Origin of the sequence: Brachybacterium sp. JB7, from assembly GCF_003335205.1 — a bacterium.
Taxonomy (GTDB): domain Bacteria; phylum Actinomycetota; class Actinomycetes; order Actinomycetales; family Dermabacteraceae; genus Brachybacterium; species Brachybacterium alimentarium.
In genome coordinates this window covers 223,871-239,669 of the sequence record NZ_QPGN01000004.1, presented here as the reverse complement: position 1 = coordinate 239,669, position 15,799 = coordinate 223,871, and the positions used below count along the sequence as shown (strand labels likewise).

Here is a 15,799-nt window from a genome sequence, read left to right as displayed (position 1 = left end):
CAGGGGGCCAGCGTTTAAACGCCGGGCTGGTCCGCCTGCCGCCGGGCCCGTCTGCCACGGCCCAGCTCGCGCCAGCGCTCCAGCGGCAGGAACGCCGCCCAGCAGATGACGGTGGGCAGGAAGTGGATGCCCAGCAGCACGAGGGTGGCGAGGTGGAAGCTCATGTACACGGCGATCGCGACGTACAGCGCGCGTCCGCGCAGGAAGAGCACGACGGGGGAGAGGGCCTCCAGCGCGACACCGCCCCACTGCGCGGGGACGAAGATCCAGGGCGCGTTCTCCACCAGCCAGTGCGCCAGCACGCTGCCGCGGCGCAGCGATGCCCAGGTGAGGATCGCGCTGTTCGCCCAGGCCGCGAGGGAGCCCGTATAGAGGATCTTGGGCACGATCGAGAAGAAGTAGGTGGCCACCACCGCGATCTGGATGCAGCGCAGCGCCCAGCCGGCCGCCTCGCTGCGCGGCTCCTCGCCGACCGTGCCCCCGCCGACGGACCCGTCGGCCGCGGATCCCGCCGGACGGCCGGCTGCGGAGCCCACCGACCCGCCGTCGCCGAAGAGCGGGGGCGTCGCGACCGTCGGCAGCACCGCGACAGCGACCATCAGAGCCATGTGGTCGTGGGCGACGTAGCCGTATCCCTGGCTGTAGAGCATCCACACCCAGTAGCCGATCGCGACCACGGCACCGGTGATGCGGGGCGTCACGCCGGCGACGGCGGCCACGCAGGCCACGATGATCAGCGCCCGCAGGAGCTGCGCGACCAGTGAGGTCATCGCCGGAAGATGCAGGATGCGGGCCAGCAGCAGCGGCGTGTAGTACTCGGCGTTGCCGGCATGGGCGACGACGTCCCCGGAGAGGGTGAGGATGTCCAGGATGACGAAGGCGTACACGATGACGCGGAGCACGTGGATCCGCGCGGTGGGCAGCGTGGGGAGCAGGATCGATCTCATGTGGCCGTCCACCTCGTGACCTCCACGAATTCGACCTCACCATGGGCCGAGCCGTCCCGCAGCGTCGTGATGCGCTGGCACAGCACGAGCACGCTCAGCGGCTCCTCGTCGAGGTGGCGACGGTCGTACTCCGCGGCGAGCGGGGCCAGCAGATCAGGGTCCGCCTCGATCGCGGGCAGGGTGTTCTCCACATCGGCTCGCGCGATCCCGACGCTGCGCGGGCCGAAGTCGATGTCGAACGGTGCGCCGCCCTCCCGCTGACCCTGCAGGCAGGTGTTGACCACTTCGCCGTCGGGATCGGTGCCGCTGGAGAACTGATCCAGCACACCGAAGGGGAAGAGGTCGTTCGAGCGGAGGAACTGGCCGGTGACCAGCACTGCCAGACAGGCCAGCAGTGCGAGCACACGCCAGGCGGCTCCCAGCGGGGTCAGGGCACGGGGGACGGTCACCCGCACGATCCTAGAACGTTCCGGGGCACCCTCGGCTCGCCGGCTCGCTGGCTCGCTGGCTCGCTGGCTCGCTGGCTCGCGCTCAGCGCAGCAGTGCGGCGAGCTCCTGCAGCATCATCGGCTGCCACCACGCCCAGTCATGGCCGCCGCTGTGCACGGCGAGGGTGGCATCGAGCCGGTCATCGGTGCCTGCGCCTGCGGTGAGCCCGTCCAGCAGGGCCGCGGCCCGCGCGGGCATGGTGCCCTCGAAGCGCCCGGCATGCAGGCGCAGTCGCAACGGGTGCTGCCGGGCCGCCCGACGCAGCGGCTCCACGAGCGCCCCCTCCTCGTAGCGCCACAGGGACACCGACTGCGCGATCGCGGTACCGATCAGCTGCGGTGCCCGTGCCACGGCGAACAGTGCGGTGAGCCCGCCGAAGCTGGAGCCGGTCACGATCGTCCGCGAGGCCTGATCGGTCAGCGGCACGTCTCCGGTGCTGTCGCGGAGGCCCTCCTCCCGCAGCCGCGGCGCCAGCTGCTCGGCGATCCAGCGCGCGTGACCGCCGGGCACCCCCAGCACCTCGCTGCGGGACGGCCCGGACTCGACGAACACCGCGGCCAGCGGCGGCAGGATCCCGGCCGCCACTCCGCGGCGCAGCCGGGAGGGTGTGCCCAGCTGGTCGACGTGCTGCAGGCCGTCCGTGACGATCAGCAGGGGGAGGGGCGCGGAGGGATCCAAGTCCTCGCAGCCCGGATCGCCGGGCCGTGAGGCCCACCACCGGGTGACCGGCTCACCCTCGCGCGTCGCCAGGGTGTGCAGGAGAGGGGAGGGCTCGCCGTCCCTCACCAGGCCCGGGGTGAACGGTCCGTCGTCCGGCACGCAGATCACCGCGCGCTGCGCGCCTCCGCGCGCCGCCCGATGGCGCCGCGGATTGGACAGGTCCGAGACCACGGGGGCGCCGGGATCCTTGAGCCCCGACTCCCACCAGGGCGGGTCGCCGTCCTCCTCGTGCTCGACATACCCGTAGGTGGCGCGCCAGTCCGCGGGGACCTCGAAGGTGCCCTCCCACCAGCCGTTCCCCGTCGGCCGCAGATCGCAGGCCTCCCGCGGCTCCGGCCGCCACCAGCCGTTGGCCTGCAGCGCCACCGCCGTCGCCGCGCGTGCAGCGTGCCGGAAGTGCACCAGCGCCGTGTCGCCGCCCCGCGAGATGACCCGGGGGCCCTCCCCGAACGCCGGGCCGGGACCAGGGGGCGGGCCGTCGGCCGAGGCCGCGGCAGTCTCGATCCCCAGCTCGTCGCGCCGTGTGATCGGCAGCGGCTCCTCCGGGCCGCCGGAGCGAGGGCGGGGCTGCCACAGCGCGGCGGGGAACAGCAGATCGTCGGAGGCGGGCAGAGGCATCGGCAGCTCCATCGGGAGGCGGGACGTCGGGCTAGCGGCGGACGGGCAGGGCTGACCGGGAGACGGAAGAGAGGGAAGAGAGGGACGAGAGGGAAGAGGGACAATGGAAGCACAAGGCAATCACATCGCGAGCACGCAGTCATCGGCCGCCGCGGATCCTGACCACCGGGATGCGCGCACCGGGCCCGCCGCCGCAGGACAGGAGACGCTCCCATGAGCACCGACTTCACCGGACAGATCGCCATCGTCACGGGCGCAGCGGCCGGGATCGGCCACACCGTCGCCGCCCGGCTCGCCGAGCAGGGCGCCCGGATCGTGGGGGTCGACATCGCGCCCGCGCTCGCCGACGCCATCGGCGGCCTTCCCGGGGAGGGCCATCTCGCCGTGAGCGCGAACATCGCCGACGCCTCGGAGGCCGCCGGCGCGGTGGATCGTGTCGTCGCCGAGATCGGCGCCCCGACCATCCTCGTGAACTCCGCCGGCATCGGCCGCTTCGCTCCCGGTGAGGACCTCTCCGAGAAGGACTGGAGCTCGACCCTCGCCGTGAACCTCTCCGGCAGCTTCTTCATGGCCCAGGCTGCCGGCCGCGCCATGCTCGAGGCCGGCTACGGACGCATCGTCAACATCGTCTCCCAGGCCGCGGAGATCGGGCTGCCCGAGCATGCCGCCTATTCCGCGAGCAAGGCCGGAGTCCTCGGATTCACCCGCGTGCTCGCCGTGGAATGGGCAGACCGCGGGGTCACCATCAACGCCATCTCGCCGACCATCGCCGATACCGCGCTCGCACGGGAGATCTGGGTGGGGGAGAAGGGCGAGAACGCCCGCGCGCAGATTCCTGCCGGACGTTTCGTGACGCCCGAGGAGATCGCCTCGCTGGCCCTCTTCCTGGCCGGGAAGGACTCCGCGATGATCACCGGGGAGAACGTGCGCATCGATGGGGGCCGCTCCGTCATCTGAGCCGGTGAGAGCGGTGAGAGCGGTGCGAGCGGTCGGATGCGGACTTGTACTCGGTAAATCCACCGGTGTTGTTCTCGAAAATCGTACTTTCGGCAAAACCATGACAAAGAATGCGGCCCGAGTTGGTCTGACATCTCTTTCCCGGGGTGAGTCCGGGGCACGCTACAGACAGCGAACCGCGGGCGCGCAGGTTCTTCACCTGCGACGCAGCGAATGATCGGCGACATCGTCCCGATCGGACGCCTCCCGTTCCGCGCCTTCCCGTTCCCCTCCCCAGGAGTTCCCCGATGTCCGCACTGCACCGCACTCCCACTCATCGCGCCGACGGCTCGCCCGTGTACTTCCGCGGCGTGCGCGTGGCCCCGAAGGTCGCCGCCGCGACCGGCGGTGCCGTCGTCGCCGCCGGCCTCAGCGTGGCCGGAGCCGGCGTCGCGAGCGCCGAGCAGTCCGTCTGGGACAAGGTCGCCCAGTGCGAGTCCGGCGGGAACTGGTCGATCAACACCGGCAACGGCTACTACGGCGGTCTGCAGTTCTCGAGCTCCACCTGGAAGGCGTTCGGTGGCACCGCCTACGCCGCGACGGCGAACACGGCCTCCAAGGCCGAGCAGATCGCCGTCGCCCAGCGCACCCTCGCCCAGCAGGGCCCCGGCGCCTGGCCCACCTGCGGCCAGCGCGCGGGCCTGACCAAGGCCAACGGCGGCGCGGACGCGAACGCCCAGCCCGGCGGCTCCTCCTCGGGCGGGTCCAGCGCCCCCTCGACCTCGGGTGATCTCGTGGTCGACGGCAAGTTCGGCCCCGCGACCACCCGCGCGCTGGAGAAGTGGATCGGGGTGAGCCAGAACGGCTCGCTGTCCACCGGTGACATCAAGGCCCTGCAGTCCAAGGTCGGGGCGAAGGCCGACGGCAAGATCGGGTCCGAGACCACCGCCAAGCTGCGTGCCGCCATCGGTCAGAAGAGCAACGGAGCCTGGGACTTCCGCTCCGACTCCTCGAGCGTTACGGCGCTCCAGCGGTTCCTGAACAGCGGCGCGCCCGCCGCGAGCACCCCCGCTCCCTCCACCGGCGGCTCGACCGGCGGCTCCTCGTCGGCCGGGAAGCTCGTCGTCGACGGGAAATTCGGTCCCGCCACCACGCGCTCCCTGCAGTCGTGGATCGGGGTGACGGCCGACGGCTCCCTGTCGACCTCCGACATCAAGGCCCTGCAGTCCAAGGTCGGGGCGAAGGCCGACGGCAAGATCGGGTCCGAGACCACTGCCAAGCTGCGCGCGGCGATCGGCCAGAAGAGCAACGGGGTCTGGGACTTCCGCACCAACTACGCCACCGTCAAGGCGCTCCAGCAGTACCTCAACGCGAACTGACGACCGATTCGTCACAGAGCCGGTGCGTACGACGTGGCACGCACCGGCTCTTCGGTCCGGTCCACGCGGATAGGTAAGCGCGCCGCAAAGTGCTTGAAGGCGTTTGACGAGCGAAACCCATGAAACGGCCACCATGCTGCAACGAGGGTCGCCAGGAAGATGAGAGTCGGCCGCTCACGAGGATTCGATGAGGGTTTCTGGCTCAACGCCGTGATCGTGGCGCAGTGCTCGACGCCTTGGTGCGGCGGGGCGTGCTGACGAATCCTCAGGCGCGGGCGGCGGCCAGCAGCCGGTCCACGATCGGCAGCAGGTCCATGGCGGAGAACACGTCCTCGCGCTCCGGGTCCGTGCCGCCGCTGAGTGCGGCGTCGAAGTAGAGGCCGTCGCCGAGCAGCAGGATCGCCTGGGCGGTGACCTCCTCGCCCACCTCCTCCCGGATCAGGTCCAGCCAGCGCCGGCGGGCGCGGTTCATCGCCTCGCGGGCCCCCGCGTGAGCCTCCTGAGCCAGCTGCGAGACCGCGACGAAGGCCCGGTCGAGGGCGCCGCCGGTCCATACCGAGGTGCGCACGTAGTAGCGGGAGGGTCCGTCCGCCGCGGAGGCCATCTCGGCAAGGTCCTCTCCCAGCAGCTCGTCGAGCCGCTCCAGGAGGCCTTCCGCGAGCGCCTCCTTCGAGGCGAAGTGGTAGAGCAGGCCGCCCTTGGAGACCCCGGCCTCGGCGGCGACGGCGGTGAGGGTGGTGGCGCGCTGACCCTCGGTGAGGAGGAGCGACTGATAGGCGTCGAGCAGTGCATCGCGAGCTGACATGAGACCGACCTTACTGGTGAACCGCTCCGCCACCCCTTGAACTGTACCGTCCGGACGGTTTAGCTTAGGTCGGGTCGCGAGGCCGCCAGCGCCCTCTCGACCTCCTGACCGACACCCTGACAGACCCGCTGATCGAACTCCCCGCCCGCGCCCGGAGGTGCCTGTGCTGCCCGATCTCGAGAGCTCCGCGCCCGCCCGCGCCACGCGATCCACCTGGGCGGCGCTCGTGGTGCTGATGCTCCCCGTGCTGCTGATCTCCGTGGACAACACGGTGCTGTCTTTCGCGCTGCCGGCGATCAGCGAGGCGCTCGCCCCCAGCGGCCAGCAGCTGCTGTGGGTGGTGGACATCTATTCGCTCGTGCTCGCCGGGCTGCTGGTCCCCATGGGCTCCCTGGGGGACCGCTTCGGTCGTCGCCGCCTCCTGCTCGTGGGCAGCGCCGGCTTCGCGGTGGTCTCCGCACTGGCCGCCCTCTCCCCGGATGCCGGCACCCTGATCGCAGCGCGCGCGCTGATGGGACTGTTCGGGGCCGTGCTGATGCCCGCCACGCTCTCGCTGATCCGGAACCTCTTCGCCGACCCCACCCAGCGCCGCACCGCCATCGCGATCTGGGCGGCGGCCTTCTCCGGCGGTGCGGCGCTCGGCCCGGTCGTCGGCGGCCTCCTGTTGGAGCACTTCGCCTGGGGTGCGGTGTTCCTGCTGGCCGTGCCCGTGATGCTGCCGCTGCTGATCCTGGGCCCCGCCCTCATCCCGGAATCGAGGGATCCTGCCCCGGGTCCGGTGGATCCGCTGAGCGTGCTGCTGGTGCTGGGCGCCATGACCCCGCTGGTGTTCGCGATCAAGACCCTCGCGGCCAGCGGTCCGAGCCTGCCCGTGGTGGCCTGCCTGGCGGTGGCCGTCGCAGCGGGTGTCGCCTTCGTGCGCCGGCAACTGTCTCGGCCCTCGCCGATGCTCGACGTCTCCCTGTTCACACGGCCGGTGTTCACCGGAGCCGTGCTCGCGAACCTGCTCAGCGTGTTCTCCCTGGTCGGCTTCCTGTACTACATCTCCCAGCACCTGCAGCTGGTCAGCGGGCGCTCACCGATGGACGCCGGGCTGGTGCTCGTGCCCGGGCTGCTGGTGACGATCGTCGCCGGACTCCTCGTGGTGCGGATCGTGCGCCGCGTGCCCGTCCATGTCGTGATCACCTGCGGCCTCGCGCTGAACGCGGTCGCCTTCACCCTGGTGGCCCTCACCGGCACCTGGGGGAGCGACCTGGTGCTGCTGGGGGCCTTCTGCCTGCTCGGCGCAGGGATCGGCGCGGCCGAGACCCTCAGCAACGACCTGATCCTCGCCGCGGTGCCGCCGACGAAGGCCGGAGCCGCCTCGGCGATCTCGGAGACCGCCTACGAGACCGGCGCCGTGCTCGGCACCGCGGTGCTGGGCAGCCTGCTCAATGCGGCCTACGGTCACCACATCGCGCTGCCCGCCGGTCTCACCGGCACCCAGCGGGAGGCCGCCTCCGAGACCCTCGGCGGGGCCACCGCCGTCGCCCGGGACCTGCCCGAGCACATCGCCGGGCCGCTGCTGGAGTCCGCACGCACCGCCTTCGACTCCGGCGTCGTGCTGACCAGCACCATCGGTGCGGTCCTCATGGTGATCGCCGCCGTCCTCGCCCATCGGACCCTGCGTCCGCGCGTCTGAGCCGCCTCGGGCCGCTGTGCCGGGTTGCCGTGCCGGGCCGCCGTGCCGGGCTGCCGTGCCGGGCCGCCGTGCATGATCCCGGATGACCCCCGCGCATCGGCCGGCCGAGTCCTGCTTCGCGGGGGTTCACACGGGAACATCTTCCTTCCCTTCGTGCCGGGCGCGACCGTAGCTTTCCGGGCATGTCCGCGACCACCACGCTGCCCGAGCTCGAACGCACCGCCCCGGTGCGCCACCGTCCTGCGCTCAGCTACGAGCTGTTCCCGGCGCGGTCGGACGTATCCTTCGAGCGGCTCCGCGAGACCATCCGCCACCTCGAGGCCACCGCGCCGGACTACGTCTCCGTGACCAGCCGGGCCGGCCACGGCAATCTCGCACGCGTCCTCGAGGTCACCGAGCACGTCCTCGCCGAGACCGCGCTGCGACCGCTCGTGCATCTCACCTCGATCGGCTCCACCCGGGCCCAGCTGACCACGATCATCCACGCCCTGCTGGACCGTGGGGTGCGCGGCATCCTCGCCCTGCGCGGAGACCAGCCCGAGGGGCACCGGCTCGAGGACGACGAGATCCCCTTCGCCCGCCCGCTGGTCGAGCTGATCCGCGAGATCGAGCGCGAGCGCACCGCCACCCTGGCCGGCGGTCGCGTGAGCATCGGGGTCGCCGCCTACCCTCACCGCCACCCCGAATCGGCCACCACCAGCCACGACACCGAAGTGCTGGTGGCCAAGGAGCGGGCCGGCGCGGACTTCGCGATCACCCAGGTGTTCTTCGACGCCTCCGCCTACTGCCGGCTGCTGGAGCGGGCGCAGACCGCCGGCATCCGTCTGCCCCTCGTGCCCGGCTTCGTCCCCGCCACCAATCCTCGACGTCTCGAGCGCCTGGCCGAGATGAGCGGCGTCGAGGCGCCGCGCGACCTCCTCCACCAGCTGGAGATCGCCTCCGACGACGTCGAGCGACGCCGCATCGGCGTGCGCTTCACCGTCGACCTCGCCCGTCGGGTGCTCGACGCCGGCGCCCCCGGACTGCACCTGTTCACCTTCAACTCCCACGGCGACGCGCTCGACGTGCTCGACCACCTCGACCTGGACCGCTGGTCCACCACCCAAGGAGAGACCCGATGACCGCCCAGACCACCCCGCTTCCCGCCGCGACCCCCGTCGGCTACCCCCGGATCGGCCCGGGCCGTGAGCTGAAGAAGGCCGAGGAGGCCTACTGGGCCGGTCGCATCGACCATGCCGAGTTCGCCCGCCGCACCCGCGAGCTGCGCCGCGCCACCCGTGCCCGCCTCGCCGAGCTCGGCCTCTCCGCCGCGGCCGCCGCACCCGAGTCGTTCTCCCTCTACGACCAGGTGCTCGACGCCGCGCTCGCCGTGGGCCTCGTCCCGGACCGTTTCGCCTCGGTGATCGGGGCCGACGGCACGGTCGACGACGACGGCTACTTCGCGCTCGCCCGCGGCACTGCCGAGCAGCCGCCGCTGGAGATGACCAAGTGGTTCGACACCAACTACCACTACCTGGTCCCCGAGATCGGCCCGGACACCGACCTGCACCTCGCCTCCGCCCGCGTGGTGGACCTCTTCCGCGAATCGCTCGAGGACGGCGCCGGCACCCGCCCCGTGCTGGTCGGCCCCCTGACCTTGCTGCTGCTGGCCAAGGCGCAGGACGGTGCGCCCGAGGGCTTCGACCCGCTCGAGCGCCTCGACGACGTCGTGGGCGTGTATGCGCAGCTGCTCGCGCAGCTCGCCGCCGCCGGAGCGCCCTGGGTGCAGCTGGACGAGCCCGCGCTCGCCGCCGATCAGCGCCTGTCCGCCACCGAGCTGGCCGACGCCCTGCAGCGCTCCGTCGGCCGCCTCGCCGAGGGCGCCGACCGCCCGCAGCTGCTGGTCACCACGCCCTACGGCGGCATCGGGGACCTCCTTCCCGCACTGCTGGCCACCGGCGTCGAAGCGGCGCACATCGACCTCACCCGCGGCGACCTGCCCACCACCGACCAGCTCGCCGGCATCGGCTCCACCCAGCTGGTCGCGGGTCTCGTCGAGGGCCGCTCCGTGTGGCGCACCGAGCTGCCCACGGCCGCCGCGCGCCTGGCCGAGCTGCGCTCACGGGTCGCCGAGGCCGGGGGAGCGGCCGACACGATCTCCGTGTCCACCTCCGTCTCCCTCCAGCACGTCCCGCACACGCTGGAGCTCGAGACCTCGCTGGCCGCGGAGCTCGTGGCCACCCTCGCCTTCGCCGACGAGAAGATCGCGGAGATCGTCACCCTGGCCGGCGGCCAGGTCGAGGCCGGCTCCGTGGACGGTCCTCGGTCCGTGCCGCGCACCTTCGACGGCGTGCGCGTGGACTCCGTGCGGGAGCGCGTCGCGGCGGCCGGACCGGCCGACACCGAGCGCGACGAGTACGCCGTCCGCGCCGAGGCGCAGCGGCGCACCCTCGGCCTGCCGGACCTGCCCACCACCACGATCGGCTCGTTCCCGCAGGTCGGAGAGGTGCGCGCGGCACGTGCAGCGCATCGCCGGGGCACGCTGGACGACGCCGGCTACGAGCAGGCCATGAAGGACGAGATCGCCCGCGTGATCACCCTGCAGGAGGAGATCGGGCTGGACGTCCTCGTCCATGGCGAACCCGAGCGCAACGACATGGTCCAGTACTTCGCCGAGAACCTCGAGGGCTTCGCGACCACCGAGCACGGCTGGGTGCAGTCCTACGGCTCCCGCTGCACCCGCCCCTCGATCCTGTTCGGCGACGTGCACCGCCCCGCCCCCATCACGGTGGGCTGGTCGACCTACGCCCAGTCCCTCACCCCGCACCCCGTCAAGGGCATGCTCACCGGCCCCGTCACCATCCTGGCCTGGTCCTTCGTGCGCGACGACCAGCCCCTCGGCGACACCGCCGCCCAGGTGGGCCTCGCCCTGCGCGACGAGGTCACCGACCTCGAGGCCGCCGGGATCCGCATCGTCCAGGTCGACGAGCCCGCCCTGCGCGAGCTGCTGCCCCTGCGCACGGCCGAGCACGACGACTACCTCGACTGGTCGGTGCGCTCCTTCCGCCTGGCCACCTCCGGGGTCGAGGCGGCCACGCAGATCCACACCCACCTCTGCTACAGCGAGTTCAACGTGGTGGTCGGCGCGATCGACGCCCTGAACGCCGACGTCACCTCGATCGAGTCGGCCCGCTCCCGCGGCGAGATCCTCGAGGCGATCGACCCCGGTGCCTTCCCCCGCGGCATCGGCCCGGGCGTCTGGGACATCCACTCCCCGCGCGTGCCCGGCGCCGAGGAGATCGCCGACCAGCTGCGCCGCGCCCGCGCGGCCGTGGGCCCGGAGCGGCTGTGGGTGAACCCCGACTGCGGCCTGAAGACCCGCGGCTACGCCGAGACCGAGGCCAGCCTGCGCCACCTCGTCCAGGCCACCCGCGAGGTGCGCGCCGAGGTCGAAGCCCCAGCCGCCCTCTGACACCCGACACCAGGCGCCTGCCTCCCGACGCCCGACGCGGCACGACCCGACGCAGCACGACCCGACGCGGCACGGCCTCACGCGGCACGGCCTCGCGCAGCAAACCGGCCCTCCGACGCCTGCCGCCCGACGCGGCACGGCCTCACGCGACAAATGTGAGCTGTGGACCTATCCAGCCCGAGCGGATAGGTCCACAGCTCACATTTGCTCCCGGCCTGGCCTGGCCCGGCCTGGCCCGGCCCGGCCTGGCCTGGCCCGGCCTGGCCCGGCCCGGCCTGTGGCGAGGCAGAGAGGGCGCGGCGAGCTGCCCCGGTTCTTGGGCACCAGCACCGTGTCCACCAGCACCGTCTCCACGAGCACCGTGTCCACGAGCACCGCGTCATGGCAGGCTGGACCCATGAACCTCCCCGCCGACAGCCACGTGCACAGCGAGTTCTCCTGGGACACGGGCGGCCCCGACTCCGATGCTCGCGGCACCATGGACGCCACCTGCGCTCGCGCCGTGCGCATCGGCCTGCCTGCCCTGTTCTTCACCGAGCACCTCGACCTCGAGGACGCCTGGTTCAGCGATTCCGAGGACTTCGGCGCACACGAGGCCCATCTGCTCGGGGACGACGGGATCGTCACTGTCCCGCGCTTCGACGTGGACGGCTACTTCGAGAGCATCGAGCGCTGCCGTGCGGCCTACCCGCAGCTGCGCATCGGTACGGGCCTCGAGTTCGGCCAGCCCCACCTGCGCGTCGGGGCTGCTCGCCGGCAGCTCGACCTTTCGCGCTTCGACCGGATCATCGGCTCTCTGCACACCCTCGAGTTCGAGGGCCGTCGGGCCGAGCCGAACACCCTGTTCCGCCGACTTCCGGCCGACGAGGTGGTCCGCCGCTACCTCGCCGAGATCCCGGCCCTGGTGGCGGGTGACGAGCCTTTCGAGGTCGTGACCCACCTCGACTACGCCCTGCGGTATTGGCCGGAGGAGGCCCGCGGCCCCCTCGACCCCCGGGATGTCGAGGAGGAGTTCCGGGCGGCGATGCGTGCGATCGCCGAGAGCGGACGGGCGCTCGAGATGAACACGCGCCGACTGTGGCCCTGGATGCCGCAGTGGTGGAGCGAGGAGGGCGGGCGCGCGATCAGCTTCGGCAGCGACTCGCATGCTCCGCACAGCCTCGCCCACGGTTTCCCCGAGGCCGTCGCCATGGTCGAGAGCGTCGGGTTCCGGGCTGGCTCGGATCCTCGGGACCTCTGGACGCGCTGAGGCTCACCGCCCCACGCCTCAGGCTTCGCGCCGTTCGCAGCGTTCGCGCCGTTCGCGCCGCCCGCTCCCGCACCTGTTCGTCCCCCGCTGCCAGCCCTGCCAGCTGTCCCGCCGTCAGCGCTGCCACAGCGAGGGTGAGGAGCGCGTCCCATCGGGCGGTGACCCCTTGGCCTTCTGGTCGTCTGTCGATAACCTGAGAGCGGCGTGGGGGCCATCCGGATAAAACCTGAGTACGAGAGTGCGACGGGTGCTGCCGACGGGCCAGCTCTGGGGACCACGTCGATTCGAGACATTCGACGACCCGGAGGGGAAGCACATGACTGTGCCTGGTGAGGAGCAGGGTCCGCAGGATCCGCCGCAGCACGACGGAGGCGCAGGGCAGTCGCCGCAGTATCCACCGTCGACTCCGCCGGAACAGGCTCCGCAGAATGCGTCGGCGCCGTATGAGTCACCCGCCCCTTATGGATCGCCCGTACCCTATGGGTCACCCGCACCCTACGGCTCGTCGGCACCCTATGGGTCTCCGGCTCCGCAACAGGCCTCGCCCGCCCCTTATGGATCGCCGGCACCCTACGGATCGTCGGCTCCGCAACAGGCTTCGCCGGCGCCCTACGGCTCGTCGGCCTGGGCGGGGTCGCCCGCCCCGCAGGGCGCCGCCGGCCCCACCTCCGCCGAGCACACCGCCCCCGCCGCGCCAGCCCCCGGCATGACGCCCGAGGAGATCACCCGGAAGCTCGGCGAGGTCGGCCTGGTCAATCCGCTGCAGTCCCTGGCCGTGGGCGCCATCGCATACGCCGGGGCGTTCCTGATGGCAATCGTCGCCGTGGTGCTGTCGGTGGTCGCCATCGTCGTCAACGGTCTGGGCAACCCGGTGGATTCGGCGCTGGAGTCCGTGGACATGGACCAGGCCGAGGCGGGGAGCGGCGTCGCCTCCCTGCTGCGCCTGCCCTTCCAGCTCGTCGCCATGGCGACCTTCGGGTCCTTCGACGTCGACGGCACCATCGAGGGCGTGAGCTTCGGAGCGGGTCTCCGCATCCTCCCGTTCGGGATCACCCTGGTCATGGTGCTGCTGGCCTTCTACGGCGGGCGCTTCGTGCAGAAGCGCCAGCGGGCCGGTCTCCTCGGCATCTGGACCACGTCGGTCCTCACCGGCTTCGGGGTGGCGCTGTTCACCGTGCTCTCCGCCTTCATCCTCGCCGAGCGCGTCCCGGCCGAGGCGGGTGCCTCGATCAGTCTGCACGCAGCCGGATTCGACACCTTCTTCGGCGCCTTCGCCCTGATCACCCTGTCGCTCGCCCTCGGTCGGCTCACCGTGCGCGCGCGCCGGAGCTGGTGGCCGCTGGTCGCGGACCTCCCGGCCGCCTTCAAGCTCGCCGTCTCCCACGCCCTGATCGTCACCGTGCTCGGCCTGTGCGGGGTGACCATCGTCAGCACCATCCAGGCACTGATCGACGGCGAGACGCCTCCGATGATCTACGTGCTCCTGCTGCTGCCGCTGATCGGTGGCCATGTCCTGTCGTTCGTCACGGGTCTGGACATGCTGTCCGCGGCCACCGCGAACATCGACGGTGCGGGCGCGTTGAGCTACCTCATGGACGGGATGAACGGGACGGAACGGGCGACGATGTTCTCCCTGCCCTGGTACACCTGGCTCGGCGGGCTGCTCCTCGGCGGCCTCGCGCTGCTGCTCGCCTCCCTGCTCTGGCAGCATCAGCGCCGGATCGTCCCGCATCACGTCGTCTCGCTCGGAGTCTCGTGGATCGCGCTGCCCGCCGCGTACTTCCTCGGCGGTCTCGTGCTGCTGGTGCTCTCGCAGGCGTCCGTCGCGGCCCGGCTCTCCGGTGGGGGCTTCTTCTTCGGCGACATGCGGATCGGGGCCTCCGTGGGCCTGGCCGCGTGGACGCCGCTCCTGGCGATGATGGCCGGCGTGATCGTCGAGCTGCTGAGCCGCTTCGTCGCCCCGTTCCTCACCCCGTTCCTGCCGTCCGCGGCACTGTCCTGGTTCCGCAGGCCGCTGGCTCCCGCCGCCGCGGGCGTGACCTCGGGTGCCGTCGGCGCGGCGGGCGCCTCTTCGGCAGCCGGTCCGGCCGGCTCCGGGCCTCTCACGTACTCCGCACCTCTCGCAGGGGCCGCACCCGACGGCGGTTTCTCTCTCGCGCCCTCGGCGCAGGGGATCCCGACGGATATCAACGCCGACGGCGTCGTCGAGGCCGGAACCGTCTCCGCCCAGCATGCCGGGCAGGCTCAGGCGCACGAGGCCGTGCCGACGTCGGCCGACGGAACCGCTGCCGCCGGGCGCTATGCCACGATGCCGATCGGAGCCACCGCCGGGGCACTTTCCTTCGCGGGTGCTGCGGGTGCTGCTGGTGCCGCTGGTGCCGGTGGTGCCGGTGGCGCTGCAGGGGCCGACGGTTCGACCGCCGAGCCCGGCGCCGCCGGGAACTCCACCGGGAAGATCACCGCGGCCGCCGCGTCGCTGTCCCCGAGGACTCGGAAGCTGGTCCTCGCCGGGGCGGTCGTCGTCGGCGCCGGGATCGTGCTGGTCATCGGCCTGATCGTCACCTTCGTGGTCCTCTCGAACACCGTGTTCTCCCCGGAGAAGCGCGTGGAGGCCTACCTCGGCGCCGTCCAGGCGGGCGACGCCGAGCAGGCGCTCGAGATCGCTGCGCCGAACGTGCCCACCGCGCAGCAGGCGCTGCTCACCAATGACATCGCGGGCGCTGCGGAGAACCGCATCAGCGACTTCGAGATCGTCGGCTCCGAAGAGAGCGGCTCGAAGAGCGCGACCGTCACCGCGAAGGTTACCCAGGACGGCGTGACCACCACGCGCACCTACCGGGTCGACCGCAGCGGACGCACCGCGGTGGTGTTCCCGGACTGGACCATGGCCGAGACCGAGTACGCCACGCTCGCCTTGGTGATCCCGGACGGGGCGGCCACCCTCCTGGTCAACGGCCAGGAGGTCGCGGTCTCCGATCTCGACACCTCCGAGGGCTACTACGCACCGGCGGCCGTGCTGCCCGGGCAGTACACGGTGACGCTGCCGGAGTCCTCCGAGCTCGTCGCCGCCGTCGAGAGCGTCGCCTACGTCTCGGCCGATCCGGACGACTGGTACGAGCTGTACGCCGCCCCGGGCTACAGCCTGTCCGAGTCCGGCATGGAGGAGGTCCAGACCCAGGTCGACGCGCTGCTCGACGAGTGCGCGACGAGCACCGAGGAGAGCCCCGACGGCTGCCCGTTCCGCGCCTACGCCTACGGCGTCGTGGAGGACAGCGGCTCCTGGACGATCGACTCCTATCCCACGGTGGAGGTCGAGGAGGGCGAGGAGGGCTGGTACTTCGGCTCGTCCTCGTCCGCCGGCGCGGCCACGTACTCCTACCAGAAGGAGGGCTGGGGGTCCGACGACGAGCCCACCGACGAGACCGACGAATCCTCGTTCTCGGTCTCGGGCACCGTGACCGTCGGCGAGGACGGCACAATGGCCGTGGAGTTCGACGACGGCTGGTGGTGACCCGGCCTGACCG

At 71.9% G+C, this 15,799-nt stretch carries 11 protein-coding genes; 7 read left to right on the top strand and 4 right to left on the bottom strand.

What is annotated here, in order from left to right:
• Positions 1 to 14: 14 nt before the first annotated feature.
• The 3 genes from CIK81_RS07605 to CIK81_RS07595 form a co-directional block, all read right to left on the bottom strand.
• Positions 15 to 947 (bottom strand): hypothetical protein, encoded by a 933-nt coding sequence (locus tag CIK81_RS07605; protein ID WP_114355599.1) that lies wholly within the window; start codon positions 945 to 947, stop codon positions 15 to 17.
• Positions 944 to 1,396: a hypothetical protein gene (locus CIK81_RS07600; RefSeq protein ID WP_096163592.1), complete on the bottom strand. Its 453-nt coding sequence runs from the start codon at positions 1,394 to 1,396 to the stop codon at positions 944 to 946. Before CIK81_RS07600 ends, CIK81_RS07605 begins: the two co-directional genes overlap by 4 nt.
• Positions 1,397 to 1,478: 82 nt before the next feature.
• On the bottom strand, positions 1,479 to 2,774 hold the full coding sequence (locus CIK81_RS07595; protein ID WP_158541958.1) for an esterase family protein: 1,296 nt from the start codon (positions 2,772 to 2,774) through the stop codon (positions 1,479 to 1,481).
• Positions 2,775 to 2,987: 213 nt separating this feature from the next.
• On the opposite strand from CIK81_RS07595, the gene CIK81_RS07590 reads away from it, so the two are divergent.
• Together CIK81_RS07590 and CIK81_RS18750 are read left to right on the top strand one after the other, a co-directional pair.
• A complete protein-coding gene (locus CIK81_RS07590; protein WP_096163590.1) occupies positions 2,988 to 3,731 on the top strand; it encodes a GolD/DthD family dehydrogenase in 744 nt (247 codons plus the stop codon).
• Positions 3,732 to 4,018: 287 nt separating this feature from the next.
• Positions 4,019 to 5,089: a transglycosylase family protein gene (locus tag CIK81_RS18750; protein WP_096163589.1), complete on the top strand. Its 1,071-nt coding sequence runs from the start codon at positions 4,019 to 4,021 to the stop codon at positions 5,087 to 5,089.
• Positions 5,090 to 5,354: 265 nt separating this feature from the next.
• On the opposite strand, the gene CIK81_RS18715 is transcribed toward CIK81_RS18750, so the two are convergent.
• A complete protein-coding gene (locus tag CIK81_RS18715) occupies positions 5,355 to 5,894 on the bottom strand; it encodes a TetR/AcrR family transcriptional regulator (protein WP_096163588.1) in 540 nt (179 codons plus the stop codon).
• A 163-nt stretch (positions 5,895 to 6,057) separates the two neighbouring features.
• On the opposite strand from CIK81_RS18715, the gene CIK81_RS07575 reads away from it, so the two are divergent.
• The 5 genes from CIK81_RS07575 to CIK81_RS07555 all read left to right on the top strand — a co-directional run bounded on the left by CIK81_RS07575 (position 6,058) and on the right by CIK81_RS07555 (position 15,786).
• Positions 6,058 to 7,575 carry an MFS transporter gene (locus CIK81_RS07575; RefSeq protein WP_114307197.1) on the top strand — a complete coding sequence of 506 codons (1,518 nt, stop codon included), beginning with the start codon at positions 6,058 to 6,060 and terminating at the stop codon, positions 7,573 to 7,575.
• A gap of 182 nt (positions 7,576 to 7,757) precedes the next feature.
• The gene (locus CIK81_RS07570) at positions 7,758 to 8,696 is read left to right on the top strand and encodes a methylenetetrahydrofolate reductase (protein WP_096163586.1); all 939 of its coding nucleotides are present in this window, start codon (positions 7,758 to 7,760) and stop codon (positions 8,694 to 8,696) included.
• Positions 8,693 to 11,026 carry a 5-methyltetrahydropteroyltriglutamate--homocysteine S-methyltransferase gene (gene metE, locus CIK81_RS07565; protein ID WP_096163585.1) on the top strand — a complete coding sequence of 778 codons (2,334 nt, stop codon included), beginning with the start codon at positions 8,693 to 8,695 and terminating at the stop codon, positions 11,024 to 11,026. Before CIK81_RS07570 ends, metE begins: the two co-directional genes overlap by 4 nt.
• 397 nt (positions 11,027 to 11,423) lie before the next feature.
• Complete coding sequence (locus tag CIK81_RS07560) at positions 11,424 to 12,275, top strand: PHP domain-containing protein (RefSeq protein WP_096163584.1); 852 nt, start codon at positions 11,424 to 11,426, stop codon at positions 12,273 to 12,275.
• Between the two features lie 706 nt (positions 12,276 to 12,981).
• Positions 12,982 to 15,786, top strand: a complete 2,805-nt coding sequence (locus tag CIK81_RS07555; protein WP_114355582.1) for a hypothetical protein — start codon at positions 12,982 to 12,984, stop codon at positions 15,784 to 15,786.
• The last annotated feature ends 13 nt before the right edge of the window (positions 15,787 to 15,799 follow it).

Bases quoted from the DNA above. Each gene is read 5' to 3' on its own strand.
- CIK81_RS07605 (WP_114355599.1), bottom strand. From the start codon at position 947: ATGAGATCGATCCTGCTCCCCACGCTGCCCACCGCGCGGATCCACGTG.
- metE (WP_096163585.1), top strand. From the start codon at position 8,693: ATGACCGCCCAGACCACCCCGCTTCCCGCCGCGACCCCCGTCGGCTAC.
- CIK81_RS07595 (WP_158541958.1), bottom strand. From the start codon at position 2,774: ATGCCTCTGCCCGCCTCCGACGATCTGCTGTTCCCCGCCGCGCTGTGG.
- CIK81_RS07570 (WP_096163586.1), top strand. From the start codon at position 7,758: ATGTCCGCGACCACCACGCTGCCCGAGCTCGAACGCACCGCCCCGGTG.
- CIK81_RS07590 (WP_096163590.1), top strand. From the start codon at position 2,988: ATGAGCACCGACTTCACCGGACAGATCGCCATCGTCACGGGCGCAGCG.
- CIK81_RS07560 (WP_096163584.1), top strand. From the start codon at position 11,424: ATGAACCTCCCCGCCGACAGCCACGTGCACAGCGAGTTCTCCTGGGAC.
- CIK81_RS07555 (WP_114355582.1), top strand. From the start codon at position 12,982: ATGACGCCCGAGGAGATCACCCGGAAGCTCGGCGAGGTCGGCCTGGTC.
- CIK81_RS18750 (WP_096163589.1), top strand. From the start codon at position 4,019: ATGTCCGCACTGCACCGCACTCCCACTCATCGCGCCGACGGCTCGCCC.
- CIK81_RS18715 (WP_096163588.1), bottom strand. From the start codon at position 5,894: ATGTCAGCTCGCGATGCACTGCTCGACGCCTATCAGTCGCTCCTCCTC.